This window comes from Microbispora sp. H10830 (assembly GCF_014161375.1).
GTDB classification, from domain to species: Bacteria; Actinomycetota; Actinomycetes; order Streptosporangiales; family Streptosporangiaceae; genus Microbispora; species Microbispora catharanthi.
The window spans coordinates 359,332-382,311 of sequence record NZ_JABBWX010000008.1; the positions used below are offsets into that span (position 1 = coordinate 359,332).

General features: G+C 71.3%; 23 protein-coding genes. 9 read left to right on the plus strand and 14 right to left on the minus strand.

The annotated features are described in order from the left end of the window. Positions 1-6: 6 nt before the first annotated feature. Positions 7-435, minus strand: a complete 429-nt coding sequence (locus tag HHX35_RS22290) for a TIGR03668 family PPOX class F420-dependent oxidoreductase (RefSeq protein ID WP_182900724.1) — start codon at positions 433-435, stop codon at positions 7-9. A gap of 89 nt (positions 436-524) precedes the next feature. Here HHX35_RS22290 and HHX35_RS22295 point away from each other — a divergent pair, with 89 nt between their 5' ends. Beyond that, positions 525-944 carry a ClpX C4-type zinc finger protein gene (locus HHX35_RS22295; RefSeq protein ID WP_182900658.1) on the plus strand — a complete coding sequence of 140 codons (420 nt, stop codon included), beginning with the start codon at positions 525-527 and terminating at the stop codon, positions 942-944. Positions 945-950: 6 nt separating this feature from the next. On the opposite strand, the gene kynU is transcribed toward HHX35_RS22295, so the two are convergent. Next, on the minus strand, positions 951-2,189 hold the full coding sequence (gene kynU / locus HHX35_RS22300) for a kynureninase (protein WP_182900659.1): 1,239 nt from the start codon (positions 2,187-2,189) through the stop codon (positions 951-953). Positions 2,190-2,451: 262 nt separating this feature from the next. On the opposite strand from kynU, the gene HHX35_RS22305 reads away from it, so the two are divergent. Together HHX35_RS22305 and HHX35_RS22310 are read left to right on the plus strand one after the other, a co-directional pair. Next, on the plus strand, positions 2,452-3,207 hold the full coding sequence (locus HHX35_RS22305) for a GntR family transcriptional regulator (RefSeq protein ID WP_182900660.1): 756 nt from the start codon (positions 2,452-2,454) through the stop codon (positions 3,205-3,207). 115 nt (positions 3,208-3,322) lie between these two features. Next, positions 3,323-3,535 (plus strand): hypothetical protein, encoded by a 213-nt coding sequence (locus HHX35_RS22310; RefSeq protein ID WP_182900661.1) that lies wholly within the window; start codon positions 3,323-3,325, stop codon positions 3,533-3,535. 123 nt (positions 3,536-3,658) lie between these two features. Here HHX35_RS22310 and HHX35_RS22315 read toward each other — a convergent pair whose 3' ends face one another. Continuing rightward, a complete protein-coding gene (locus tag HHX35_RS22315; protein ID WP_182900662.1) occupies positions 3,659-4,771 on the minus strand; it encodes a hypothetical protein in 1,113 nt (370 codons plus the stop codon). Between the two features lie 152 nt (positions 4,772-4,923). Between HHX35_RS22315 and HHX35_RS22320 the strand changes: the two genes are divergently transcribed. Further along, positions 4,924-5,454 carry a gamma carbonic anhydrase family protein gene (locus HHX35_RS22320; RefSeq protein ID WP_142565268.1) on the plus strand — a complete coding sequence of 177 codons (531 nt, stop codon included), beginning with the start codon at positions 4,924-4,926 and terminating at the stop codon, positions 5,452-5,454. Here HHX35_RS22320 and HHX35_RS22325 read toward each other — a convergent pair. Continuing rightward, positions 5,360-6,337: an endonuclease/exonuclease/phosphatase family protein gene (locus tag HHX35_RS22325; protein WP_182900663.1), complete on the minus strand. Its 978-nt coding sequence runs from the start codon at positions 6,335-6,337 to the stop codon at positions 5,360-5,362. The genes HHX35_RS22320 and HHX35_RS22325 overlap by 95 nt on opposite strands. A 26-nt stretch (positions 6,338-6,363) precedes the next feature. Then, positions 6,364-7,608 carry a mannosyltransferase family protein gene (locus HHX35_RS22330; RefSeq protein ID WP_182900664.1) on the minus strand — a complete coding sequence of 415 codons (1,245 nt, stop codon included), beginning with the start codon at positions 7,606-7,608 and terminating at the stop codon, positions 6,364-6,366. A 312-nt stretch (positions 7,609-7,920) separates the two neighbouring features. Here HHX35_RS22330 and HHX35_RS22335 point away from each other — a divergent pair, with 312 nt between their 5' ends. Together HHX35_RS22335 and HHX35_RS22340 are read left to right on the plus strand one after the other, a co-directional pair. Next, complete coding sequence (locus tag HHX35_RS22335; RefSeq protein ID WP_182900665.1) at positions 7,921-9,369, plus strand: hypothetical protein; 1,449 nt, start codon at positions 7,921-7,923, stop codon at positions 9,367-9,369. A gap of 174 nt (positions 9,370-9,543) precedes the next feature. After that, positions 9,544-9,705: a hypothetical protein gene (locus HHX35_RS22340; protein WP_167538777.1), complete on the plus strand. Its 162-nt coding sequence runs from the start codon at positions 9,544-9,546 to the stop codon at positions 9,703-9,705. Positions 9,706-9,837: 132 nt separating this feature from the next. Here HHX35_RS22340 and HHX35_RS22345 read toward each other — a convergent pair whose 3' ends face one another. Continuing rightward, the gene (locus HHX35_RS22345) at positions 9,838-10,119 is read right to left on the minus strand and encodes a metal-sensitive transcriptional regulator (RefSeq protein WP_182900666.1); all 282 of its coding nucleotides are present in this window, start codon (positions 10,117-10,119) and stop codon (positions 9,838-9,840) included. Between the two features lie 81 nt (positions 10,120-10,200). Here HHX35_RS22345 and HHX35_RS22350 point away from each other — a divergent pair, with 81 nt between their 5' ends. Together HHX35_RS22350 and HHX35_RS22355 are read left to right on the plus strand one after the other, a co-directional pair. Continuing rightward, complete coding sequence (locus tag HHX35_RS22350; RefSeq protein WP_220505721.1) at positions 10,201-11,277, plus strand: PP2C family protein-serine/threonine phosphatase; 1,077 nt, start codon at positions 10,201-10,203, stop codon at positions 11,275-11,277. A 111-nt stretch (positions 11,278-11,388) separates the two neighbouring features. After that, on the plus strand, positions 11,389-11,772 hold the full coding sequence (locus tag HHX35_RS22355) for an STAS domain-containing protein (RefSeq protein WP_182900667.1): 384 nt from the start codon (positions 11,389-11,391) through the stop codon (positions 11,770-11,772). Positions 11,773-11,901: 129 nt separating this feature from the next. Here the strand turns inward: HHX35_RS22355 and HHX35_RS22360 are convergent, their stop codons facing one another. Further along, the gene (locus HHX35_RS22360) at positions 11,902-12,441 is read right to left on the minus strand and encodes an RICIN domain-containing protein (RefSeq protein WP_182900668.1); all 540 of its coding nucleotides are present in this window, start codon (positions 12,439-12,441) and stop codon (positions 11,902-11,904) included. 133 nt (positions 12,442-12,574) lie between these two features. Next, a complete protein-coding gene (locus HHX35_RS22365) occupies positions 12,575-13,684 on the minus strand; it encodes a phosphotransferase (protein WP_182900669.1) in 1,110 nt (369 codons plus the stop codon). Between the two features lie 65 nt (positions 13,685-13,749). Between HHX35_RS22365 and HHX35_RS44710 the strand changes: the two genes are divergently transcribed. Next, positions 13,750-16,284, plus strand: coding sequence for a LuxR C-terminal-related transcriptional regulator (locus HHX35_RS44710; RefSeq protein WP_182900670.1), 2,535 nt, complete (start codon positions 13,750-13,752; stop codon positions 16,282-16,284). Positions 16,285-16,291: 7 nt separating this feature from the next. On the opposite strand, the gene HHX35_RS22375 is transcribed toward HHX35_RS44710, so the two are convergent. The 6 genes from HHX35_RS22375 to HHX35_RS22405 form a co-directional block, all read right to left on the minus strand. Then, positions 16,292-16,432, minus strand: a complete 141-nt coding sequence (locus HHX35_RS22375; protein ID WP_182900671.1) for a hypothetical protein — start codon at positions 16,430-16,432, stop codon at positions 16,292-16,294. 108 nt (positions 16,433-16,540) lie between these two features. After that, on the minus strand, positions 16,541-17,242 hold the full coding sequence (locus tag HHX35_RS22380) for a hypothetical protein (protein WP_182900672.1): 702 nt from the start codon (positions 17,240-17,242) through the stop codon (positions 16,541-16,543). A 211-nt stretch (positions 17,243-17,453) separates the two neighbouring features. Continuing rightward, entirely contained in the window at positions 17,454-18,533 is a 1,080-nt protein-coding gene (locus HHX35_RS22385) for a glycosyltransferase (protein WP_182900673.1), read from the minus strand. Continuing rightward, positions 18,530-19,444 carry a hypothetical protein gene (locus HHX35_RS43665; RefSeq protein WP_310739222.1) on the minus strand — a complete coding sequence of 305 codons (915 nt, stop codon included), beginning with the start codon at positions 19,442-19,444 and terminating at the stop codon, positions 18,530-18,532. The genes HHX35_RS22385 and HHX35_RS43665 overlap by 4 nt, the downstream gene beginning before the upstream one ends. A gap of 208 nt (positions 19,445-19,652) precedes the next feature. Then, positions 19,653-20,708, minus strand: a complete 1,056-nt coding sequence (locus HHX35_RS22400; RefSeq protein WP_310739223.1) for a transposase — start codon at positions 20,706-20,708, stop codon at positions 19,653-19,655. 141 nt (positions 20,709-20,849) lie between these two features. Next, entirely contained in the window at positions 20,850-22,970 is a 2,121-nt protein-coding gene (locus HHX35_RS22405; RefSeq protein WP_182900674.1) for a (Fe-S)-binding protein, read from the minus strand. Positions 22,971-22,980: the final 10 nt, after the last annotated feature.

The window sequence follows — 22,980 nt, forward strand, 5'->3', positions numbered from 1 at the left end:
GCCGGCCTACATCTCGCCGTACGACCAGCCCGACCAGCGCTCGACCCGGACGAGGATCGCGGGCCCGGCCGGGGGACGCCCGCGATACTGGGCGTACTTGCGCACCAGCCACGCCACGGCCCGCTCGCGCTCGTCGCCGCCCTCCACGACGCGGGCGTGCCCGTCGGCGCGCACCCACCACAGCCGTTCCCAGTCGTCCTCGTAGTGGTCGGCCAGCAGGCAGACGCGGGGATCGTCGCGGATGTCGCGCAGCCGTCGCAGGTCGGTCGTGGCCTTCGGCTTGTGGTCCACCGCCGTCACCACGGTGCCCTTCTCACCGTCCCGCAGCAGGGCGAACGTGACCGGGACGAGCCGCGGCGCACCCCCGGCTGCGGCGGTGGCGAGGCGGGCCACCGGGGCCGCCGCGAACAGCTCGCGCGCCCGCCCCTCGGGCATTCTCACCGGCCCAGCCTACGCAGAGTGAGCCTCCGGTCGCGCCCCAGGCGCGCTTGATCGTCTTTGTACGGCGGCCTATGGTGTCCGCCATGGAGGCATCTGAGTTACTCGAGCGGGCCCGCTCGCGCGCATCCGACCCCGAAGACCCCCTGGAAGTCCTGTCCGCCACGATCGCCCTGTGCCGGGACCTGTCCGGCGAACCGGGCGGCGAGGTGGACGCCCTGCTCGATCTCGCGGTGCGCCGGGCCCGCGAGGCCGGCGTGTCCTGGACCGCCATCGGTGAGCGGTTCGGGTACATCAGGCGGAGCTCGCGTAGACGCTTCACGCCCGCCTTCGCCCACCGGCACCTGGTCAACCGCCGCATGAAGCGCGACGCCGCCTGCTCCTTCTGCCGCAGGCCGCCGGGCCCGCGCGTCCACATGGTCCACGGCGAGGGCGGGCGCATCTGCGACCGCTGCGTGGCACTGGCCGGCGACATCGTCGCCGGGCTGGCGCGCCGCGGCCGCTGACGCACGTCAGGTGACGGTGAGCCGCCGCGCGTAGCGCTCGTCCCGCCACAGCTCCTCGCGGAGCACCTCGGCCAGCGCAGTCGCCGCGTCGTGCACGTCGACATGGCGCAGGTACAGCGGGGCGAAGCCGAAACGGACGAAGTCCGGCTCGCGGTAGTCGCCCACCACCCCCCGGTCCGCGAGCGCGCGCACCACGGGGTAGCCCTGCGGGTGAAGGTAGCTGACCTGGCTTCCCCGCCGCTCCGGGTCGCGCGGGGTGGCCAGGGTCAGCCCGAGCCCCGGGTCGACGAGATCGTCGAGCAGGTCGATGAACAGCGAGGTCAGGGCCACGCTCTTGGCTCTGACCTCGTCCAGGTCCACCCGCTCCCAGATGTCGAGAGACGCGTTCAGCGCGGCGTACGACAGGATCGGCGGGCTGCCCGTGGCGAAGCGGCGCACACCGGGGGCGGGGCGGTAGTGCGGTTCGAAGTCGAAGGGCGCGGCGTGGCCGTGCCAGCCCGACAGCACGTTGTGGACGGCGTCCTGGTGGCGCGGCGCGACGTACAGGTAGGCGGGGGCCCCGGGCCCGCCGTTCAGGTACTTGTAGGTGCAGCCGACGGCGAAGTCCGCCTCGCCCACCCGCACGGGCAGCGCCCCGGCGCTGTGGCACAGGTCCCAGACCATGAGCGCCCCGGCCGCCCGGACCAGTCGCGTCACCGCCGGCATGTCCCTGGCCGCGCCGGTCCGGTAGTCCACGTGCGACAGCAGCACGAGCGCGACGTCCTCGCCGAGGGCGTCCTCCAGCGAAGGGCCGGTCTCGCCGATGTCCCGGATCTCGTACGCGCCGAGCGCCCGGGCGGCGCCCTCCACGACGTACCGGTCGGTGGGGAAGTTGTCGAGGTCGGAGACGATCACGCGGCGGCCGGGCCGCAGCGGGAGGGCGGCCGTGACCACCTTGAAGATGTTCACCGAGGTGGAGTCGCCCGCCAGCACGTCGCCGGGACGCGCGCCGATGAGGGGCGCGATGCGGTCGCCGGTGCTCTGCGGCATGTCCCACCAGCCGGCCGTGTTCCAGCTCGCCCCGAGATGCACCCCCCACTCGGTCTCGACCGTGTGGGCCACGCGTTCCGGCGTACGCCTCGGTAGCGCGCCGAGCGAGTTGCCCAGCAGGTAGACGACCCCGGAAGGCAGCGAGAACTCGTCCCTGAACTCCCCGAGCGGGTCCTTGGCGTCGAGGTCCTGGCATTCGGCACGGCTGAGAACCATCGGCAACTCCTTCGTCACCGCATTATGTACCGAAATATCCGATCTTGTCGTGGTCGTGATGACAGAGCGTTCCCGGTGTCGGCAATACCGGAAGGGACCGTTCCACGGATGCGGACGGCTATAACCCCCATAGATCGCCACACCGGCACGATCAGCCAAAAGTAAGCACAAGACGCACCCAAGACTCTGTGCGATCGTGGACAAGACGGGGCAAGTTCTCTGGAGACGCCAAACCCCCGTTGGTGACAGAGGGTGATCAAACGTGACGGAATCCCCGTCGGTGCATCACGAGTCCCCGATCTATCGCCGCATCGCCGACAGGCTGCGCGATCAGATCCTGTCCGGAGCACTCGGTGACGGCGACCGGCTACCGGGCGAGAACGCGCTCATGAAGGAGCACGGCGTCGCACGGGCCACCGCACGGCAGGCGCTCGCCGTGCTGATCAACGAAGGGCTCGCCGTGCCGAAGCGGGGATCGGGCGTCTATGTGCGGCTGTTCCGCCCCATCCGCCGCCACGGGTCCCGCCGGCTCTCCCGGGAGCAGTGGGCCCAGGGCCTGGCCATCTGGGACTCCGACACCCGGGGCCGGTCGTACGTCGTGGACGAGGTGACCATCCTGCGCGAGCCGGCGAGCGAGCAGGTCGCCCGCGTGCTCGGCACCGGCGAGGTGTGGGTGCGCCGCCGCCGCTACTCGGTGGACGGCCGTCCGGTGCAGCTCGCGGCCTCCCACTTTCCCGCCGATCTCGTGGAGGGCACGGCGGTCGTCCTGCCCGACACCGGTCCGGGCGGGGTGTACGCCCGGCTGGGCGAGCTCGGCCGGGCTCCCGTCCACTTCAGCGAGGAGGTGCGGGCGCGGATGCCGCTGCCCGGGGAGGCCGAGTCGCTGAGCCTTCCGGCCGGCACGCCGGTGATCTCCGTCACCCGGGTGGCCTTCGCCGAAGGGGGCGTGCCGGTCGAGGTCAACGAGATGATCCTGGACGCGGCGTCGTATGTACTCCAGTACGACTTCGACGCCTAGGTCAAGAGGCAACGTTGACCTGACCATCCCGATCATTGATTTCTCTAGAGATGTCCCGCACCTTGAGGAGGAGACGTCAAGAACACCCGGGCATGCGGCGAGGGAAGGTGTACGGATGTCCTTGGACCGACGCCTCGCCGAGATCGCCCGGGAGTTTCCGGAGTGGACGATCTGGCGGAGTGACGCGGGCCGGTGGTGGGCGACCCGGCACCACCCGCTCACCTCGGCGCAGCGGGCGGCGGGATGCGCGATGACCATCGACGCCGACGAGCCCGACGGACTGCGTGAGCTGTTGCGCGAGCAGGAGGCCGGCGCCGCCGATCCATGAGCGCGGAAGCCCCCGACCCGATCGGGGGCGGGGGCTTCCGCTACCAGTCCTCACACGCTCCGTCACACAACCACGCGGTCACACAACCAGGCGGTCACCGGCACGGACGGGCTCGCCTCCCGCTCACTTGTTGGCGACCGACTCCCCGTCCGGCAGGGCACGCCGCACACGGCCGAGGTTGACGTCGGTGTCCTCGGGCGACGGCCTCACGTCGTGACCGTTCTCGTGGCGTCCGTCGTCCACGATCAGGACCGCGTCCTCCTCGTCGCCGTCCGTCGGCCCCTGACCGGTGGCGGCGTCATTCGCCTCGTGCCCGGACGGCGCGGCCTCCAGGGCCTGCCGCGGGTCCTCGACCAGCTCGTGCCGCTGCTCGTACGAGTGGTCGTGCCCCTGGTCCGGCGCGCCCGCGGCGATGGCGTGCACCTGCGGCGCGGGCGGCAGCACGGCGGCCTCGTCGATCAGCGGGCCGGCCGCGGTCTCGCGGTGCATGAGGTCGCCGAGCACCGAGCCGATCTCGTTGAGCCGGCGCACGACCTCCGTGTGGGTGTCGGTGAGGTAGGCCACCCGGCGGCCGGTGTGCTCGTCCAGCGCGTTCACCCGCTGCTGCGCCGCCGCCAGCATGGCCTCGGCCTGCCCGCGCGCCTCGACGAGCAGCCGCTCCGCCTCCATCCGGGCGGCCGTGAGCTGCCGCTCCCCCTCCGCGCGGGCGGAGCGCAGGGTCTCATCCGCCTCCGCGCGGGCCGCGCCCAGCGTCCCCTCCGCGTCCGCGCCCGCCTGCGCAAGCAGCCGCTCCGACGTGGCGGTGGCGTCGGCGACGCGGCGCTCGGCCTCCTCCTGGGCGGCGGCCCTGATCGCGTCGGCCTGCTCACGCGCCGACGTCACCAGCCGTTCGGCCTCGGCCGCCGAGGTCTCGCGCAGCCTCCTGGCCTCCGCCTCGGACGCCTCCTTGTTGGCCGCCGCCTCCTCCTGCGCCAGCTTGAGTATCTGGCTGAGCCGCTCCCCCAGCTCGTCGGGGTTCTGCGGCGACTCCGTCATCCTCCGCCGCGCCTCGGCCAGCTCCAGGCGGCTCTGCTCCGCCTGGTCGATCGTGCGAGCGAGCCGTTCCTCCAGGTCCCGGATCTGGTTGCGGGTCCGGACCATGTAGTCGTGGACCTGCCTGCGGCTGTACCCACGCATCACGACTTCGAAGGAGTCGTCACTCATCAGGTCGGGGAAGTTGTCGGTCTGATTCGTCATGAGAAACCCTGGGGTTGGAGATAACGACGGTAACGCAGCCAGGACACGACTTTCCTGCTATCCGTCGCACATCGCAACCTGAACGCCTCGAGCGGCCGGCGGAACGGACGCCGCATCGGGCCCCGGCGCGGGGCTCGTGGGATCATGGCCCCATGCCGTACATCGCCGACCTGGACGACGACGCCACACCGATCATCCATCCCGAGGCATGGGTGGCCCCAGGGGCGGTGGTCGTCGGGAGGGTGCGGCTCGGACGCGGCGCGAACGTCTGGTACGGCTCTGTGCTGCGCGGCGACGACGAGCGCATCGAGGTCGGCGCCGAGGTCAACATCCAGGACCTGTGCTGCCTGCACGCCGATCCCCGTGAGCCCGCGATCCTGGAGGACCGGGTGAGTCTCGGTCACCGGGCGATGGTGCACGGCGCGCACATCGAGACCGGCGCCCTCGTGGGCATCGGGGCGGTCGTGCTCGGCGGGGCGGTCGTCGGGGCCGGGTCCCTGATCGCGGCCGGGGCCGTCGTGCCGCCCGGCCGCCGCATCCCGGCGGGCGTGCTGGTCGCGGGCGTGCCGGGGAAGGTCGTCCGCGAGCTCACCGACGACGACCGCGCCTCCTTCGCGCGCACGCCGGACAACTACCTCGCCAAGGCCCGCCGTCACGCCGCGGCCTCGGTTCGGTCCCGATGAGCGTGCCGGCCAGTGCCATGTGGTCGGACAGCTCCGGGTCGGTCCTGACGACCTCGGCTCCGCCCGGACGGTAGTCGGCCTCGGTCGCGAAGATGTAGTCGATCTTCCGGCCGCCGCGCGTGGTGGGCTCGCCGCCCCGGCGCGCGACCCCGCACGACGTGGCGTCGACCTCGGTGTAGCCGCCCTCGCCCAGGCCCATGCCGTACACGTCGGTCAGCTGGTCGTGACCGGGTTCGCGGTTGAAGTCGCCGGTGAGGATCACCGGGGCGTTCCCGGCGTACGTCGACACCAGTCCGGTGACCTGCCGCGGGGTCTCGGTGTCGGAGATGTGGGTCACGCAGCAGACCGAGCGGCGCGGGCCGACCCGGCCGGTGGCGCACAGCAGGCCGCGCGGGTGGATCGTCTCACCCGGCACGGCCGGGGCGTGGTCGGTGCGCAGCAGCCTCCGCAGCGGCGGGCCGTCCGCACCGTTCTTCAGCGCCAGCGCCATGCCGAAGGTCTTGCCGTCGGGCGGGGCCGTGTCCGGGGTGAGGTCGCTCCACAACGTGCGGCACCGGTCCTCCCGGCCCGGCCCGCCGCCCTTGGCGTAGCCGTACCAGACCAGGCGGTAGCCGGGCAGCTCACGCCGGAGCAGGCCCACCTGGGCATAGCACATCTCGGTGAACGAGGCGACGTCCACGTCCCTCGACCGGATCAGCGCGGAGACCTGACCGGCCCAGGTCCTGCGGTGCTCGGGAGTGAGGTCGCGTACGCAGGTGCCGGCGCTGTTGCCCGCCGCGCAGACGTTGTAGGTGAGGACGTTCACCCGGTAGGTGTCGGCCGCCGGTGGAAGACCGGCCACCACAACCGCAACAACCGCCACTCCCGTGACAAATGCCCCCATACGTGGAGAAGCTAGTCAGAGGTGGATCAACCGATCCAGGCGCCTGTGGTGAAATTTCCGACATTGATTGCCCACACCGGCGCGGCGACCGCGAGGTAAGCCATCATGACCCAGGGCCTTCGGCTGCCGACGACGCCGACCGAGATGTAGAGCGGCCACCACAGCAGCGACGCCCGGCCCACCGACATGTAGAACGACGACATCGCCAGCAGCGCCACCGCCTGCGGCGCCAGGTAGGCGACGTCGGGCCAGTTGCGCCGGACCAGCCGTGCGATGATCAGCAGGACCAGCACGAGCGCCGACAGGATCTCCTCGCGGTACGACGTCGCCAGGACGGGCTCGTTGAGCGACCTGTGCCAGGTGTCGATGAACACGTTCCAGGGCGCCTCGGGATAGCGGCCCCAGTACTGCGCCTCCGCCGCCTTCCAGGCCATCAGGTCGCCGGTGCGATGCCAGAGGTAGATCATGTAGGCCAGCACCGGCACGCCCGGCAGCACCAGCCACGGCGCGTTCCGCCATCCCTTCGGGGCACGCAGCCCGTCGCGCGAGACGAGGAACTGCACGACCAGACCGAGGGCGAGGAAGAGCCCGGAGACGCGGATGGACGACGCGAAGGCGGCGCAGACGGCGGCGTACTCCCACCGGCCCCGGCGGGCCAGCAGCCAGGCGGGGATGGCCAGCGCGAGGAACAGCCCCTCCGTGTAACCGGCGAGCAGGAACACCGCGAACGGGCTGAGGAAGAACGCCAGCACGGCCCAGGGGCCGCTGCCCTCCCGGTACGACTCGCTCAGCCGCGACAGCGCCACCGCCACGACGGCGCTCGCGACGAGCGAGATCAGGACGAGGGCGAGCCTCAGGTCCGGGATGAACACGTGCAGGGAGCGCAGCAGCAGCGGCAGACCCGGGAAGAACGCGACGAGCCGCGGCGCGTCCGGATCGTCCGGCCGGCCGTCGTAGCCGTACTTCGCGATGTCCATGAAGTTGTAGGAGTCATACCGGTTGAACCGGTCGAGGATCGCGTCCTCCGTACGGCCCGGCGCCGCGAGGATCAGGTAGATGTAGGAAGCGACCTGCCAGAAGAACCAGATGAGCAGGGCCGTGCGGTCGGGCGAGTGGACGAGCCACCACGTCGCCCAGCGTCTCCGGCCCGAGTGCGGCCCCGTCTGCTCACCGGTCGCCGTCCCGCCAGAGCTGTCCACGGGCGCCATCTTCTCCGATGCCTCGTCCGCGCCCCGCTCGCGGGCGGTCCCGGCCTGCTGGATCTCCGTCACGAGCACCTATGGAATACGCCACGGCAGCACATGCCAAGTGGCCGGCACCCCCCGGGATACCCACCAACCCGAAGAAATACGCATATGTGCTGCTCAATGCCTCCCGACGCGTGAAACTTTCACAGACGGCTTCCGCCGCGCCGGGCGCTCCCGCCGCCTCCGGGACCGGCGAGCTACCATCGGATCCAGCGAGGGGACCGCCGGAGTTCGTCCCGGCATTCGTGTGCCCCGGAGGGGCATCGGCCTGCTCCGGCTGCGTCAACCGGGATAAGCGAGAAGCCGTCCTCTCCGGAGGACGGAGGTCACTGCCGCGTGTACTGGGACGGGTTCACCACGATGGAGCGCGACGTGCGCGCCGTCGTCGGCGACCCTCGGTGGACGTTGCTTCCCCCCGTCACCCGGGCGCACACCCTGGCTCAGCGGGCGCTGGTCACTCCGGACGGCGCCCGGTGGCTGTTCGGCGCGCACGCCCGCTGGTATCGCCTCGACCGCGTCGACGGCCGCTGGCACCTGTCGGCTCCCCCGCTGCATCCGGCCGTCCGCTCCGGCGCACGGCCGAGCCCGCCGGGCGCGGTGATCCCGCCCGCCCTGATCCCCGCGGGCCCCGACTTCGCGTACGACCGCGGGTCCACCCAGGGGTTCGTCGGCCCGGACGTCCCGCACGAGATCACCGAACGGCTCCGCGCGCTGCTGCTCGCCCACCGCGGGCTGCGCCGGGAGGACTTCCCCCTCGGCGGCAGCGTCTACCAGCAGATCTTCGCCCGCGACGTGGCCGCGACGGTGGCCGCGGTGTGGGGCACGATCATGTGGTGCGCCTACGCGCCCGCCTTCGACGGCAACGAGGTCATGCTGTCGATGTTCGGCGAGTTCCTGGCCCGGCCGCTGCCCGGGGACGACTGGGTGCGCTGGCTGCCCATGGGCTCGCTCGACGCGCTCGTGGCCCTCTACGCCGAGCGGATGCGCTCCGGCGCGCGGGAGGCGGGGCTGCGCCTGGCCGGGCTGATGGCCGAGACCGCCACCGTGCTGCGCGCCGACCCCCGGTTCCGGCCGCGCGCCGACGCGCTGATCGCGATGGCCGAGCCGCTGCTCGGCAGCCCCTGGCTGGACCAGCACGCCATGCCCGGCGGCGCCGTACGGCAGGCCTGGCTGTCGCGCTGCCCGCCGCACCTCGTCCCGGCCACGCTCCCCGAATGGGCGCCGGGCGAGCACTTCCGGCACACCCTGTACGACCTGATCGAGGCCCTGGGCTACACGGCCGCACGCGGGATGGATCCGCGGGCCGTGGCGGCCGCGCTGCTCGCCGCCGACGTGTCGAGCGTGTGCGGCGTGTCCGAGCCCGCCTGGGCGGCGCCGGGCAGCTCGCGCACCGCGCAGGTGGTCACCGCGCTCTATCCGTGGATGGACGACGAACTCCGGCAGGCCCTCTATCTCGCGCTCGCCGAGCCCACCCACCCGCTGCGGGGCTGCTGGCCGGCCGGCGGCGAGCTGCCGCCGGGGCTGGTCCCGCCCGACCGGGAGACGGCCGCCGCCCTGCTCGGCTCCGCGTACGCGACCGGCCTGGCCTGGTGCGCCCTGACCGGCACGCCCGCGCCGCCCGAGGGCTTCGCGGTATGCTCCGCGGTCGTGAAGTGCCTGATCCACCAGCGGGACGACCCGCGCCCGCAGGAGGCGGCGGAGCGGCGCAAGCCTGACCTGGACGAGTCCGGCGGTTGGCTGTTCGAAACATCCAATTCGGATATTTCGTCCTTACCTCCGCTTTAGCAATCCCTTCCCCGCATCACCGTCTTTTTCATCGAATTGTGATCTCGGTATCGGGGAAATGGTCCCGGAGGGACGAGGGGTGCGGGTCGGAATGGTCACGATGGGCCATGTCGCGGCAGGGTACCCGGACGTAACCTCGTGATGGGTGTGGGCTGCGGAAGGAAGGACGACGCGGTGGGGCACGACGACCTGGACTCTCGGGTCCACGACCGTGTCGCGTTGGACGAAATCGCGCTCTACGCCGAGGTGCTGGAGGCCGTGAACATCACGGAGAACCGACTGACCTTGGAAGAGCTCGACAACGCGCTCGGATTGCGGACTTCGGCGAGCCGCTGAAGGCACTGAGAGCACGGACCGTCCCGGGCATATGGTGGGCCCGGGACGGTTGCTCAACCGCGATGATCCGTCCGGCCGCCCGGACGGGTGATCATCGGCAGGCCGTCACGAACAGGTGATGGCGAACAGGCGTCACGACCTGACGAGCCGGGCGATGGCCGCCGAGGCCTCCTTCACCTTCTCGCCGGCCTCCGGGCCTCCGCTCTTGACGGCGTCGGCGACGCAGTGGGCGATGTGGTCCTCCAGCAGGCCGAGCGCCACCGCCTGGAGGGCGCGGGTGGCCGCCGAGACCTGCGTGAGGATGTCGATGCAGTAGGCCTCCTCGTCCACCATCCGCTGCAGCCCCCGGATCTGTCCCTCGATCCGGCGCAGACGGGTGAGGTAGGCCTGCTTGTCCGCGCTGTAGCCGTGCATCCTTCAACGATACCCGTAACCGGTATCCAGCGTCGCGGTCCCGATACGGCGGGTAGGGCGGGCGATGCCGGGAATGCATCCATGAACCGGTTCGTAGCGGCGCTGGAGTCGCGGATGGGAACCCAGGCTGTCCTCCGCACGCTGCCGTTCGCCGCCATGGCGACGGTAGTCGTGCTCGACCTGCTCGCCGGGCCGTCCCTGGGCCTGCTGCCGTTGCTGACCCTCGGACCCGCGCTGGCCGCCGTGACGGGCGGCGTGCGCCACACGGCGCTGGCCGGGCTGGTCGCGCTCGTCCTGTCCGTGCCGCTGGCCTATCACGACGAACTGCTCGGCCGTCCGCAGATCACCATCACGCTGGTCGCGATCGTCGGGGTCACCACGGCCGCCATGCTGGCGTGCCGGCTCCGGGCCGAGGGCGAGCGCAAGCTCGCGGACGTCCGTCTCGTCGCCGAGACGGTCCAGCGCGTGCTGCTGCCCCCGCTGCCCCGCCGCGCGGGCGACCTGCGCATCGCCCTGTCCTACACCTCCGCCGCCGTGGAGGCACGCATCGGCGGGGACCTGTACGACATCGCCAGGGGGCCGGACGGCGTCCGGCTGATCGTCGGCGACGTGCAGGGCAAGGGCCTGGACGCGGTGGAGACGGCGGCCTCGGTGGTCGGCGCCTTCCGGGAGGCCGCCTACGACGAGCCGGCGCTCGCCGATGTCGGCCGGCGTCTGGAGGACCATCTCGCGCGGCGGCTCGGCGGGGAGAAGTTCGTCACCGCCGTGCTCGCGGAGGTGCGCGAGGGCGAGATCTCGCTGCTCAACTACGGCCACCCGCCGCCTCTGCTGCTCACGTGCGACGGCCGTGTCCAGCGGCTCGAACCACGTGAGGAGGCGCCGCCGCTCGGCCTGGTCGCGCTCGCCCCCACCGGCCCCGAGCCGTACGGATGCGCGTTCCGCGAGGGCGACCAGATCCTCTTCTACACCGACGGCGTGTGCGAGGCACGCGACCGGGGTGGATCCTTCTATCCCCTGGAGGACCGGGCGCCCCGCCTGCTGCGGGCGGGCGACCCGCAGGACGCCCTCGACCTGCTGGAACGCGACCTGGTCCTGCACGTCGGCGGGCCCGTCCCGGACGACGCCGCCATGCTGCTCGTCCGCAGGGAACGGCCCTGACGGTCTGGCCCGGGCATCATTTGCCATGTGCAATCATTGACGGACAGCAGCTCCGGCGGGTCGTGAGGCGACGGCCGGACGGCAGGGCCAGGTGAGCAGGGGCGAGCGCGAGTGGAACCGGGAAGGCACGGACAGCCCGACACCTTCTCCATGCTCACCGTCCTGGACGAGGACGTCGTCGTCATCCGGATGTTCGGCGACCTGGACCTGGGCTCCGCCCACTCGCTGCGCGCCTGTCTGGCCGAGGCCGTCGGGCTGCGCACGCCGCCCCGGATCGTGATCGACGCCGACGGGCTCAAGTTCTGCGACTCGACCGGGCTGAGCGTCCTCATGGGAGCCCTGACCGCCGTCAGGGCGGCCGGCGGGCGCCTGGCGCTCAGCGGCGCCCACGGACGCTTCGCCCGGATGCTCAGGATCACCGGCCTCGACACGGAGCTGCCGATCCACGACTCCGTCGCCGCCGCCGCCGCGTACCTCGGCAAGCCCGGCGACTGATTCAGCCCGGCGAGCGCCCACTGCACCAGCCCCGCATGGCGTCTCCATGGTGGCGATGAGACCGCCTCTCGGAGGCCTGTGGCCTGTGGGGAACCGGCGCTACGGTATCGGCGGGCCGAGAACTGACGCTTACGGGGTTCGGAGACGCCAGATCTGGTTGGAGCTGCCCCGGCAGTTCGCCTGCAGGACGTTGGCGCCGTGGGCGCGGCTGGCGTCCTGTACGTCCAGGCACTTGCCGCTGTGCCGGGCGATCAGCTCGAAGGGGGTGCCGGTGCCGCGCCATTTCGGTCCGGGCATCGTCCGCATCTTCCACTGCTGGTTGTAACCCGGGGACCAGCAGGTCGCCTGCAGGACGTTGGCGCCGTGGAAGCGGCTGGCGTCCTGTACGTCCAGGCACTTGCCGCTGTGCCGGGCGACGAGCTTGAAGTAGCCGCTGTCGGCTGGCACGAGGCGCCACTGCTGGTTCTTTCCGTTCACGCAGTACGCCTGCAGGACGTTGGCGCCGTGGGCGCGACTGGCGTCCTGAACGTCCAAGCACCTGCCACTGTGGTCGGCGACGATCTCGTAGTAGGTGGTTTCGGCGTGGGCGACACCCGTTCCGGTGAGGGCGAGGCCGGCGATCGCGGTCGAGGCGACGGCAAGGGCACGGCGGATTTCCGCGAAGGACATGATCTTTTCCTCTTTCATGTGATCCAGAGTGGGTGTGACGAGCGGATTCCTCATGAGTAGGGCCTACTCATTTCCGGGATCTCGGTTTCTTGGCGGCCCCGGGGCCCGTTCGGGCCTGAGCCCGCCCTGGTGGTCAGCATCCGCCGCAGAGGCGAGACGACCGCCCCAGGTCGACGATGAATCGGGCGAGTGCGACCCGTTTGCGGAACAGGTCGTACAGCTCGGGGGTGGGCTCATGGTCAAGGAACTCGAGGGGGATCGCGGTCCACGCGCTGCGCAGCACGAGCGCGGCGACGTAGCCGAAGGAGACCTCGCAGGGGTCCGCGATCCCGGCCGTCGCGGCGGCGTACGCGGCCTCGATCGCCTCGTGGACGGCGGGCAGGTCGGCGGGGTCGAGTTCGCCGGTGTGCGCCCGGCCGACCAGGAGCTGGCCGAGGTCGAAGCCCACGGCCGCCGGGTACGGCCAGCTCCAGTCGACGGCCACGAACTCGGCCGAGCCGTCGGAGGGGATCAGCAGGTTCATGGGGCCGGCGTCGCCGTGGACGAGGGTGTGCGGGAGGCGGTCGAGCGCGTCGAGCAGCGGGCCGATCCGGTCGGCGAGGGCGAGCAGGTCGGCCTGGAGCAGGGGGTCGGCGTACCGGGCGACGAGAGGGTGGCGCCACGTCGCCGGGTCCCGCAGGATCGGCAGGAACAGGTTGGCGACCGGACCCGCGCAGAACCAGTGGAGTCCACGGTTCAGCGGATCGCGCGGCGTCGAGGACCGGCCTGCCACGGGCCGTGCGGCGGCCAGATCGCCGAGCAGGCGGGCGGCGGCGCGGTAGCGGTCCAGATCCCACGTGGCGGGTGCGACCGGTACGTCCTCCAGCCACATGACGAGCCGGTCGTCCCCCAGGTCGTCCAACCGGTATATGCGGGGCAGCCGCAGCCCGTCGGGAAGCGGGCGACGGGCGAGGTAGGCGTCCGCGTCGGCCCGCCAGGGGAACTGCGCCAGCGCGTCGGCCCGCATCTCCTCGGGCATTTTCTCGAACCAGGCCGAGTGCTTGATCGCATGGATCGACTTGACGAAGAACGACCAGTTCACGCCGCTGGTCGTCGTGCCGCGCACGCGATGGAGCGAGGCCGTCGACAGCGCCCCGGAACCGGCGTGGAAGGGCTCGACGTGCTGCTCCGCGATCTCCGCCAGAGGATCGCCGAGGCTCTCGCGGACCAGGTCCGTCAGATCGGTGGCCGGTGTCAGGATCATGGGCCCAGCCTGGCGCACGGAATTCGCCCTCGCATGAGCACGGCCTACTCAAATACGCTTTCGCCGTGGCAGCCTCCTGGCCGTTCATCGGGCGTACAGCGCACCTGGCGGCGATCAGGTCGGCCGGGCAGGGCATGGTCGTCGCCGGCCCGCCGGGGACGGGCAAGAGCCGCCTGGTGGCGCAGGCCGTCCACGATCTCGAACGGGTCGCGTGGGTGCGGGCCACCGCGGCCGCGAGAGAACTCCCCCTCGGCGCCTTCGCCCCGCTGCTGCCCGCCACACCGCCCACCGGCAACCCGCTGGGCTGGGCCGCCGTCGCGCTGCGCGCGCCGGTGCTGGTGGTGGACGACGCCCACCTGCTCGACCCCGCCTCGGCCGCGCTCGTCCACCACCTCGTGACGAGCGGCGGCACCCGCGTGATCGCGACGCTGCGCAGCCGGACACCGGCGCCGGACGCGGTGCACGCGTTGTGGAAGGACGGCCTGGTGCCGCGGCTGGAGCTGGAGCCGTTCTCCCTGGAGGAGACCGCGGCCGTCCTGGAGGCCGCCATGGGCGGCCGGGTGGAGGCCGCGACCGTGGCCAGGCTGTGGCGCGCCAGCCAGGGCAACGCGCTCTACCTGCACGAGCTCGTACTGTCCGGGATCCTCACCGAGGATGGGGACGTGTGGCGCTGGCGCGGACCGCTGACGATCACGCCTACGCTGCGCGAGACCATCGCCGGCCGCATCGGCGAACTGACCGCGCATGAGCGGGAGGCGCTGGAGCTCCTGGCCTACGGCGAGCCGCTCGGCGCCGACCTGCTGGCCGTCCTCGGGTCCCTCGACGCCGTCCAACACCTGGAGGACCGGCAGCTCGTCACCGTGCAGCGGGACGGCCGACGGCTCCAGGTACGGCTCGCGCACCCCCTCTACGGCGAGGTCATCAGGGACGGTTGTGGCGTGCTGCGCGCCCGCACGGTGACGCGCCGGCTGGCTCAGGCGGTCACCGAGGCCGGGCTACGACGGCGCGAGGACGTGCTCAGGGTGGCGGTCTGGCGGCTGGACGGCGGCATGACCGGCGATCCCGGGCTACTGCTGGCCGGTTGCGAGCGCGCCAGGGTCATCCGCGACCTGGAGCTGGCCGTACGGCTTGGACGCGCGGCCGTGGCAGCCGGCGGCGGAAGGCCCGCGCTGGCCGCGCTCGGCACCGTGCTGTTCTACACCGACCGGCACGCCGAGGCCGAGGAGATGTACGCCACCGCCTGGGCGGTGGAGATGAGCGAGACGGCCCGGATCGACCTCGGCGTGCAGCGCGCACTGAACCTGACCGTCGGGCTCGGGGACGTTCCGCGGGCACGAGCCGTCCTGGAAGAGACCACCCGGCTGGCCCGCAGTGTCGACGGACGGCAGGGCACCTTCATCATGCGGGCCGTCCTGGCCACCCTCACCGGCGACATCGCCGCCGCGGAGGACCTGCTGGCGCGCACGCGGGACATGGGCCCGCTCAGCCCGCACGGCGAACGCATGATCGACGGGGCCGAGGTGGCCGTCCTGCTGGCGCGGGGCCGGGCCACGGAATGCCTGGCCCGCGTGAAGGAGGCCGGCGCCCGGCTCGCGAAGGAACCCGACGCCATGCGCAGCCTGTCCGCCGCTCTGACCGGGCACGCCACGAACGCCGCGCTGCTGCTCGGTGACCTGGACGCCGCCGAGCGGCTCGCCGACGAGGGATACGGCCTGGGGGGCCAGTTCGGCAGCTGGACGCGGGCGATCCTGGAGTTCGGCGCAGCGAAGGCCCGCGTGCTGCGGCTGCGCGGCCGGCTCACCGACGCCCTCGCCTGGGCCCGCGACACCGTCGTGCGGCTGCCCGCCCGCAGCGTGCTGGCCGGAGCCTGCCTGGGCGAGCTCGCGCACGCGTACGCGCTGCTCGGTGACGCCGCCGCGGCCGAGGAGGCCCTGGCGCGCGCGGAGGCCACGGGTATGCCGATCGGCCCGTACGTCGTCCTGCCCCTCCGCTTCGCCAAGGCATGGACCCTGGCCGGGCGCGGCGACGTCGCCGGGGCTGTCGAGATCTGCCTGGAGGCCGCCGAGAGCGCGTTGCCGTGCGACGCGCCGTTCGCGCTGCACGACGTCGTCAGGCTGGGCCGTCCTGACCTCGTTTCCGCACGGCTCGCCGCGCTCGACGTGGAGAGTCCGTTGGTCGCCCTTTTCGCGCGGCATGCCGCCGCCCGCGACGGCGGGGAGCTCGACGCGGTCTCGGAAGGCTTCGAACGGCTCGGCCTGCTGCTCTACGCGGCCGAGGCGGCGGCGCAGGCAGCCGCCCGCCACCGCGAGTCCGGGCTGTGGCGCGGCACGCGGACGGCGGAAACGCGGGCCTGGCGGCTCTCCCAGCGCTGCCAGGGCGCCCGTACGCTCGCGCTGATGGACCTCGACGTCCCCGGTCTGACGCCGAGGCAGCGCGAGATCGCCGTGCTGGCCGCCCAAGGGCTGACGAACCGCGAGATCGCCGAGCGGCTCGTCGTGTCCGTCCGCACCGTCGCCAACACGCTGTACGCCGTCTACGACAAGACAGGCGTCAACGATCGCACCGCCCTCGCCGCCCTCCTGGACGGGCCGGAGGGATAGCACCGACTCATCCGTAGTCGCTGATTGCCGCCCTGACAGAGGAAAAGCCGGCGACCACCGTCACGGCAAGGACCGCGAGCGGCAGGTCGGCGAGGATCCGCGTGACGGTCCAGGCCGGCTCGCGCCAGATGGTGGGCTCGGTGATCACCCGCCGCAACCGGGCGCCGATGCCTCCGCGCAGGAGCGGCGCGCAACACGGCCGGCAGTCCACACGGGCCGGGAATTGTGAGCATCGTCCGCGCGCCCAGAGCCCTGATCACACCAGTCCGCAGGACCGCCAGGCGATCGGCACGCGTGGCGACCACTGCCCGCCGTCACCGCGCACCATCACATACGCGGTGAGCGGCGGCGCGAACGAGCTGCCACCGCACAGCACCCGCCCTGTGTCGACCGAGTAACTGCCCGCCGGTCCGTTGCCCCCCGCCTGCGCCGTAGTACGGCCCTGCCACAGCACCCGGTCATCCGAGGCGCGCTTGACCTGGACGGTGACCTGGATACCCGGCGTCAGGTAGTAGCCGCGGACGGCCACGGTCTGGTATGGCCCCTCGTTGGTGGTGGAGCAGCTTTCACCGTCGCAGGAGGGCCCGCTGCCGGCGTGGGTGCGCTTCACCATGATGACCCAGGCCAGCCTGCGGACCGCACTGTCGTTGTCGCGCCGCGCCTGGGTGCGGGAGCTGGGGACCACGCACCGGTAGTCACCGGCGTATGCCTCCCGCCAGACGAACCCGGTCGTGCACGCGTGCCAGATGCCGGAGGCGTTCTCCGACCGCGTACGGTCGCGTACGGACGGGTCCACGCAGACGTGGTCGCTGGGCCCTGCGCCGCGCCAGACGTACCCGCTGGCGCAGGTGTCAGGGGCGAACGCCGTCTCGGCGGCGGCCCCCGTGACCCCGAGCACCGACATCGCCAGGCACCCCGATGCGGTTATCGCCACGAGCCTGCCGGAATGTGTGAGCATGTCTTCCTCCAGGAGAGAGTGAGGGACGGATCGCGGGCGGGGGCACTCCCGGCTCCCGTGATCGCATCCTGTCTCGCACCTCACCGTCGGTACATGAGTAACCCCTACTCACATTCCGGCTCTCCGGAGCGCGGCTCGTGCTCTGGTCTCGGCCGCATCCGATTGAGGGCCGGAACCGATCCAGCACGGGGCATTCGTCCGCCGACGCTCGTCAGGAGCGGGAGCGCAGGCCGTACATGAGCTCCTCCCAGCGGACCGCGACGGCCGGCGCGGCGTGGGCGGACGCGGTCTCCAGCGCCCCGGCCGCCAGCTTCATGCGGCGGCGTTCGTCGTCGACGAGGGTGAGCAGCGCGCAGGCGAGCGACTCGGCGTCGCCGCCCTCCCCCTCCTGGACCAGCACGCTGTCGCGGCCCGGACGGAGGAACTCGGCGGGCCCGCGGGATCCGGCGAAGCCCACGACCGGCACCCCGCAGCTCAGCGCCTCGATGACGGTCATGCCCAGCACCTCGTGCCGCGACGGCACCGCGACGATGGACGCCTTGGCGAACTCGCCGGGCAGGTCGGGCGTGGTGCCCATGAAATACACGTGGTTGTGCAGGTCGAGGTCGCGGACGAGGGCGCGCAGCCGCCGCTCCTCCGGGCCCCCGCCGTACAACCGCAGCCGCCAGTCGGGCCGCTTGTCGGCGACGATCGCGAAGGCCCGCACGAGCCGATCGTACGACTTGCCGGACACCAGCCTGCCCCCGGCGCTGACGATCCGGTTGTCCATGCGGGAGCGCGGCCAGGGCGTCCCGGGCAGGGCGTCGGGGATGACGTGGACCGACAGGTCGTCGTCGAGCAGCCGCACCCACTCGTCCCGGCGGCCGGCGGTGCTCGCCACCACGGCGTCGAGGCGGGGATAGAACCGGCGCACCGGGCCGGGCACCGACGGCCTGCCCCACTCCCTGGCGATGCGGACGACGTCTCGCGGGGCATACCTGGCGGCCTGCACGCTCAGCGACGGCCGGGTGGTGATCAGCACGTCGGCGTGCAGACCGCGCAGCATCCGCCAGAGCGCCACCTCGGTGCGCACCTGTCCCCGGGGCAGCAGGTGATGGACACCCGGCCGGGCGTCCACGAGCCAGCGCAGCGTCACCTGGCGGTCGACCGGGAAGAACGGCGTCTCCCTGGTGCGCCGGACGCTCACCACCTCCACCTCGTGCCGTGCGGCCAGCCCTCCTGCGAGGTTCAGCATCGCCCGCACGTCACCGCGCATGCCGTACGCCGAGGGGAGCAGGAACGCGATCCTCACGCTCCCACCTCCAGGAGCAGCTCGTCGCCTTGAGTGAAGCTGGGCCGGATCGGCACGCCGTCCACGAGCGCGTGGGGATAGTGGACGCGGCGGCGTTTGCCCTCGACGTCGTCGAGCCTGGCGCCCAGCGGCAGCGCGCGGTCGACGCCGTCCACCTCCAGGTAGGGCTCCCAGGAGCCCTGCGAGTCGGGGGTGGCGGCCAGCACGTCGCACAGCGAGAGCGCGGCGTGGAACCGGACGCCCTGGACGGTGGCGGCGACCCGCACGGTCGCGGCCGAATCGTCGTGGTCCGAATCGTCGTGGTCCGGATCGTTGTGGCCCGAATCGCTGTGGCCCGGATCGCTGTGGCCCGGATCGCTGTGGCCCGAATCGCTGTGGCCCGAATCGCTGTGACCCGGATCGCTGTGACGCAGCGCGAGCGTGGCGTGGCGGTGCTGGTCGTCGTCGTCCAGGCCGGTGTAGGCCAGCAACCCGGTCACCTCGAACCGCCCCTCGCGGAACCACACCGCGCGGACGTCGGCGACCGGCTCCGCCGGATCTATCTTCAGGGCCAGGAATCCGTTGCGCGTGCGGTAGGCCCGGTAGGCCAGCGTCCGGCGGCCCAGCGCGTACGCGTCGAGGCGGTCGAGCGAGAACCCGGGATCGGCGCTCTGGATGCGGGCGCGGACGCCGTCCTGTTCGAGGTAGGTGTCCCAGCGCCCGGGATCGAGGTCGAGGGGCGCGAGGGAGACCGCGATGCTGGCGTCCCTCGTACGCCCGCCGGAGGCGCCGAGCGCCACCCGCCGTTCCTCACCCGTGCCCCGTCGCCGCAGCACCAGGTGGGTGCCGTCCCCCAGCGGCTCGGCGATGGACAGACGCAGGGAGAGGACGTCCGCCAGGGTGACCTCCGCGTCGATGACGACCACACCCACCGTCCAGCCCCCTCCCCGTCGATTGAGCCAACGTTGAGGTTACCGTGATTTTCCTGTTATGTGGAGAAAGCCTTTGTCACTCTTCTGTGAAACACGGTTCATTCCATCGCCTTGACTAGTGATTTCCACAAATAGTTCACGATCGCGGCAAAGATTGCTTTACCCCTGCTTGATGACTCCTCCGCTCCCTGAAGGGAGCGGCTTCTCGCTAAGCCGCTTCCGCAGCGTCGCGAAGGGCAAGCCCTGCCCTGAGAATGTTCTTGGCCGCGTTCACGTCGGCGTGCGCCTCGTGGCCGCACGCCTGACATCGGAACTGGGCTTGGGTGAGGCGGTTCTCCTTCGCGCAGTGCCCGCAACGCGAGCAGGTGCGGGATGTGTTGGCGGGGTTCACCGCGATCACCTCACGACCGGCACTTTCAGCCTTGTGCGCGAGCACACGCAGGAACACCCCCCAACCCGCGTCCAGGATGCTCCGGTTCAGCCCCGACTTGGCCGCGACGTTCCGCCCAGGTTGTTCGATCGTGCCCGAAGCCGAGCGGGTCATGTTCACGATCCGCAGGTCCTCATGCACGATCACGTCATAGCCGCGGACCAGCGTGAGCGCCTGCTTGTGCGCGTAGTCCAGGCGCTGCCTGCGCACCTTCGCGTGCAGCGCCGCCACCCGCGCCACCGCCTTACGACGCCGATTAGACCCCCGCTTCTTCCGGGTGAGAGCCCGCTGGGCCGCCGCCATACGGCCGGCGGAGGAGGCTAGGTGGCGCGGGTTGTCCAGGTGATCGCCGTCACTGGTCGTGGCCAGCGACGCCACTCCCATGTCCAGGCCCACGGCCGCACCCGTCCGCGGAAGCGGCTCGGCGAGCACATCGTCACAGGACAGCACCACATACCAGCGGGAACCCACCCGCGTGACGCTGATCGTCTTCACCCGGCCCTGGACTTGGCGGTGCCGATGCACCCACACATGCCCGATGCCCTGCAACCGCACGTAGGTCGCGGCCGGGCGCTCGGGCTGGGAATCCCACCGGCACCCATCGCCGTCCTTGGGCCACTCGACCGTGTCGAACCACCCGCGCCCCTTAAACCGCGGGAACCCCGGCCTACGCCCCTCACGGACCCGCGTGAAGAACGCCGCGAACGCCTTGTCCAACCGCCGCAGCGTGGCCTGCTGAGAGGAGAACGACCACCGGCCCTGACCCTCGGCGTCATCGGCGCGGACCGACCCGCGGCCGGGACGGCCGCCCGCGGTCCCCGCACCACGTTGCACCCGAGGTCACACGCCCCACTGGGGGGCGCGCACCTGGCCAGTCACACGATCATGAAAGCACGTCCATCCAATCCACCAGCGAAAAGGCATCCGCGATGAACCCAGAGGAAACACCAGACAGGGACGGCATTCCCCGGTCGCCTAAAGGCGACGGTCCCCTGCCGAGGTTCTAACGGATTTGATGAGGAGCTGGGCGACGTCCACGACCTCCAGCGACTCCTTGGCCTGACCGGCGTTCTTCTTCTCGTTGATCGCGTCGCCGAGCATCACGAGGCAGAACGGGCAGGCGGTGGAGACGGTATCGGGATCGGTGGTCAGCGCCTCGTCCACGCGCTCGGTGTTGATGCGCTTTCCGATGCGCTCCTCCATCCACATGCGCGCGCCACCGGCGCCGCAGCAGAATCCGCGTTCCTTGCAGCGGTGCATCTCCTGGGCCTGGACGCCCGGCACCTTGGCCATGATGTCGCGCGGCTGGGCGTACACCTTGTTGTGCCGCCCGAGGAAGCACGGGTCGTGGTAGGTGATCTTCTCCTCGATCGGAGTGATCGGGGTGAGCCTGCCCTCCTCGACCAGATGCGCCAGCAGCTGCGTGTGGTGCACGACCTCATAGGTGCCGCCGAGCTGCGGATACTCGTTGGCGAGGGTGTTGAAGCAGTGGGGGCAGGTGGCCACGATCTTCTTGACCCCGGCCTCGTTGAGCGTCTCGATGTTCTGCTGGGCGAGCATGTTGAACAGGAACTCCATGCCCAGGCGGCGGGCCGGGTCGCCGGTGCACGCCTCCATCGGGCCGAGCACGCCGAACTTGACCCCGGCGATGTGCAGCAGTTCCGCGACGGCCTTGGTGGTCTTCTTGGCCCGGTCCTCCAGCGCGCCGGCGCAGCCGACCCAGAACAGGTACTCGACGTCCTCGGGCATCTTCTCGTCGACGATCGGGACCTCGAAGTCCAGTTCCTCGATCCACTCGGCGCGCTTCATCTCGGACATGCCCCACGGGTTGCCCTTGTTCTCCAGGTTCTTGAGCATCACGCCCGCCTCGGACGGGAACGACGACTCGATCATCACCTGGTAGCGGCGCATGTCGAGAATGTGGTCGATGTGCTCGATGTCGACCGGGCACTGCTCGACGCAGGCGCCGCAGTTGGTGCACGACCACAGGACGTCGGGGTGGATGACCCCGTCCTCGCCGACGAGCGGCTTGTCGAGCAGGGCCAGCACGTCCTCGGAGAAGCTCTCCTTCTCCTTCTCCCCGGCCAGCAGGTACGGCGCGACTGCGAAGGCGTGGTCGCGCTGGTCGAGGATGAGCATCTTGGGCGACAGCGGCTTGTCGGTGTTCCAGGCCGGGCACTGCGACTGGCAGCGGCCGCACTCGGTGCAGGTGTAGAAGTCGAGGAAGCCCTTCCAGGTCGTGTCGGTGATCTTGCCGCGGCCGAACACGTCGACCTCGGGGTCGGCCTCCTCGAAGTCGAGCACCTTGCCGTCGCTGCGCATCGGCTGGGCCGGGCCCAGCCCGTCGGGGCGGCGGGAGAACAGCACGTTCAGCGGCGCGGTGAAGATGTGCAGGTGCTTGCTGTTCACCACGATGACCAGGAACACCAGCATGAGGCCGATGTGCAGCAGGAGGGCGATCTGCTCGAGCAGCTCGCTGTGCGGCAGGATCTTCCCGATGGCCAGGCTGGCGAAGGCACCCGAGTCATAGGGGAAGTTGCCGTTGGCGGCCGCGGAGCCCCGGGCGAGGAACAGCGTCCAGATGATGTTGAAGATCATGAACAGGACCAGCCAGGCCCCGCCCAGGTGAGAACCGGAGAAACGGGAGCCGCGCCCGAGCTTCTTCGGCGAGTTCTTGATCCGGATGGCGGTGAACGCGACCAGCCCGAGCAGACAGGCGACCGCGATGAAGTCCTGCAGGAAGCCCAGCACCGGCCAGGTCCCGATGAGCGGGATGTGGAAGTCCGAGTGCCCGGTGATCGCACCCTGGATGATCGCGCCGTACGCCTCGATGTAGACGGTCAGCAGGATGAAGAACGCCCACATGACGAAGAAGTGGGCGGTGCCGGACGGGGTCCACTTCAGCAGCTTGCGCTGGCCGAAGACCTCGACCAGCTGGGCCTTGATCTCGGCGCCGGCGTGTTCCTTGGCGTACTCGATCCGCTCCGGGGCCGGCTGGCCGCTGGTGGCGAGCCGGTAGAGGAACAGCACGCGACGGCCCGCCAGTGCGACCGCCACGGCGGTCGCGACGAGGCCCACAATCGCTACCCAGAGCACGAGTCCCTCC

Coding starts and splice junctions, on each gene's coding strand:
- HHX35_RS22365 (WP_182900669.1), bottom strand. CDS start 13,684: ATGATCCTGACACCGGCCACCGATCTGACGGACCTGGTCCGCGAGAGC.
- HHX35_RS22345 (WP_182900666.1), bottom strand. CDS start 10,119: ATGCACGGCTACAGCGCGGACAAGCAGGCCTACCTCACCCGTCTGCGC.
- HHX35_RS22325 (WP_182900663.1), bottom strand. CDS start 6,337: ATGGGGGCATTTGTCACGGGAGTGGCGGTTGTTGCGGTTGTGGTGGCC.
- HHX35_RS22360 (WP_182900668.1), bottom strand. CDS start 12,441: ATGTCCTTCGCGGAAATCCGCCGTGCCCTTGCCGTCGCCTCGACCGCG.
- HHX35_RS22350 (WP_220505721.1), top strand. CDS start 10,201: ATGAACCGGTTCGTAGCGGCGCTGGAGTCGCGGATGGGAACCCAGGCT.
- HHX35_RS22315 (WP_182900662.1), bottom strand. CDS start 4,771: ATGACGAATCAGACCGACAACTTCCCCGACCTGATGAGTGACGACTCC.
- HHX35_RS22295 (WP_182900658.1), top strand. CDS start 525: ATGGAGGCATCTGAGTTACTCGAGCGGGCCCGCTCGCGCGCATCCGAC.
- HHX35_RS22290 (WP_182900724.1), bottom strand. CDS start 435: ATGCCCGAGGGGCGGGCGCGCGAGCTGTTCGCGGCGGCCCCGGTGGCC.
- kynU (WP_182900659.1), bottom strand. CDS start 2,189: ATGGTTCTCAGCCGTGCCGAATGCCAGGACCTCGACGCCAAGGACCCG.
- HHX35_RS22310 (WP_182900661.1), top strand. CDS start 3,323: ATGTCCTTGGACCGACGCCTCGCCGAGATCGCCCGGGAGTTTCCGGAG.
- HHX35_RS22320 (WP_142565268.1), top strand. CDS start 4,924: ATGCCGTACATCGCCGACCTGGACGACGACGCCACACCGATCATCCAT.
- HHX35_RS22380 (WP_182900672.1), bottom strand. CDS start 17,242: ATGCTCACACATTCCGGCAGGCTCGTGGCGATAACCGCATCGGGGTGC.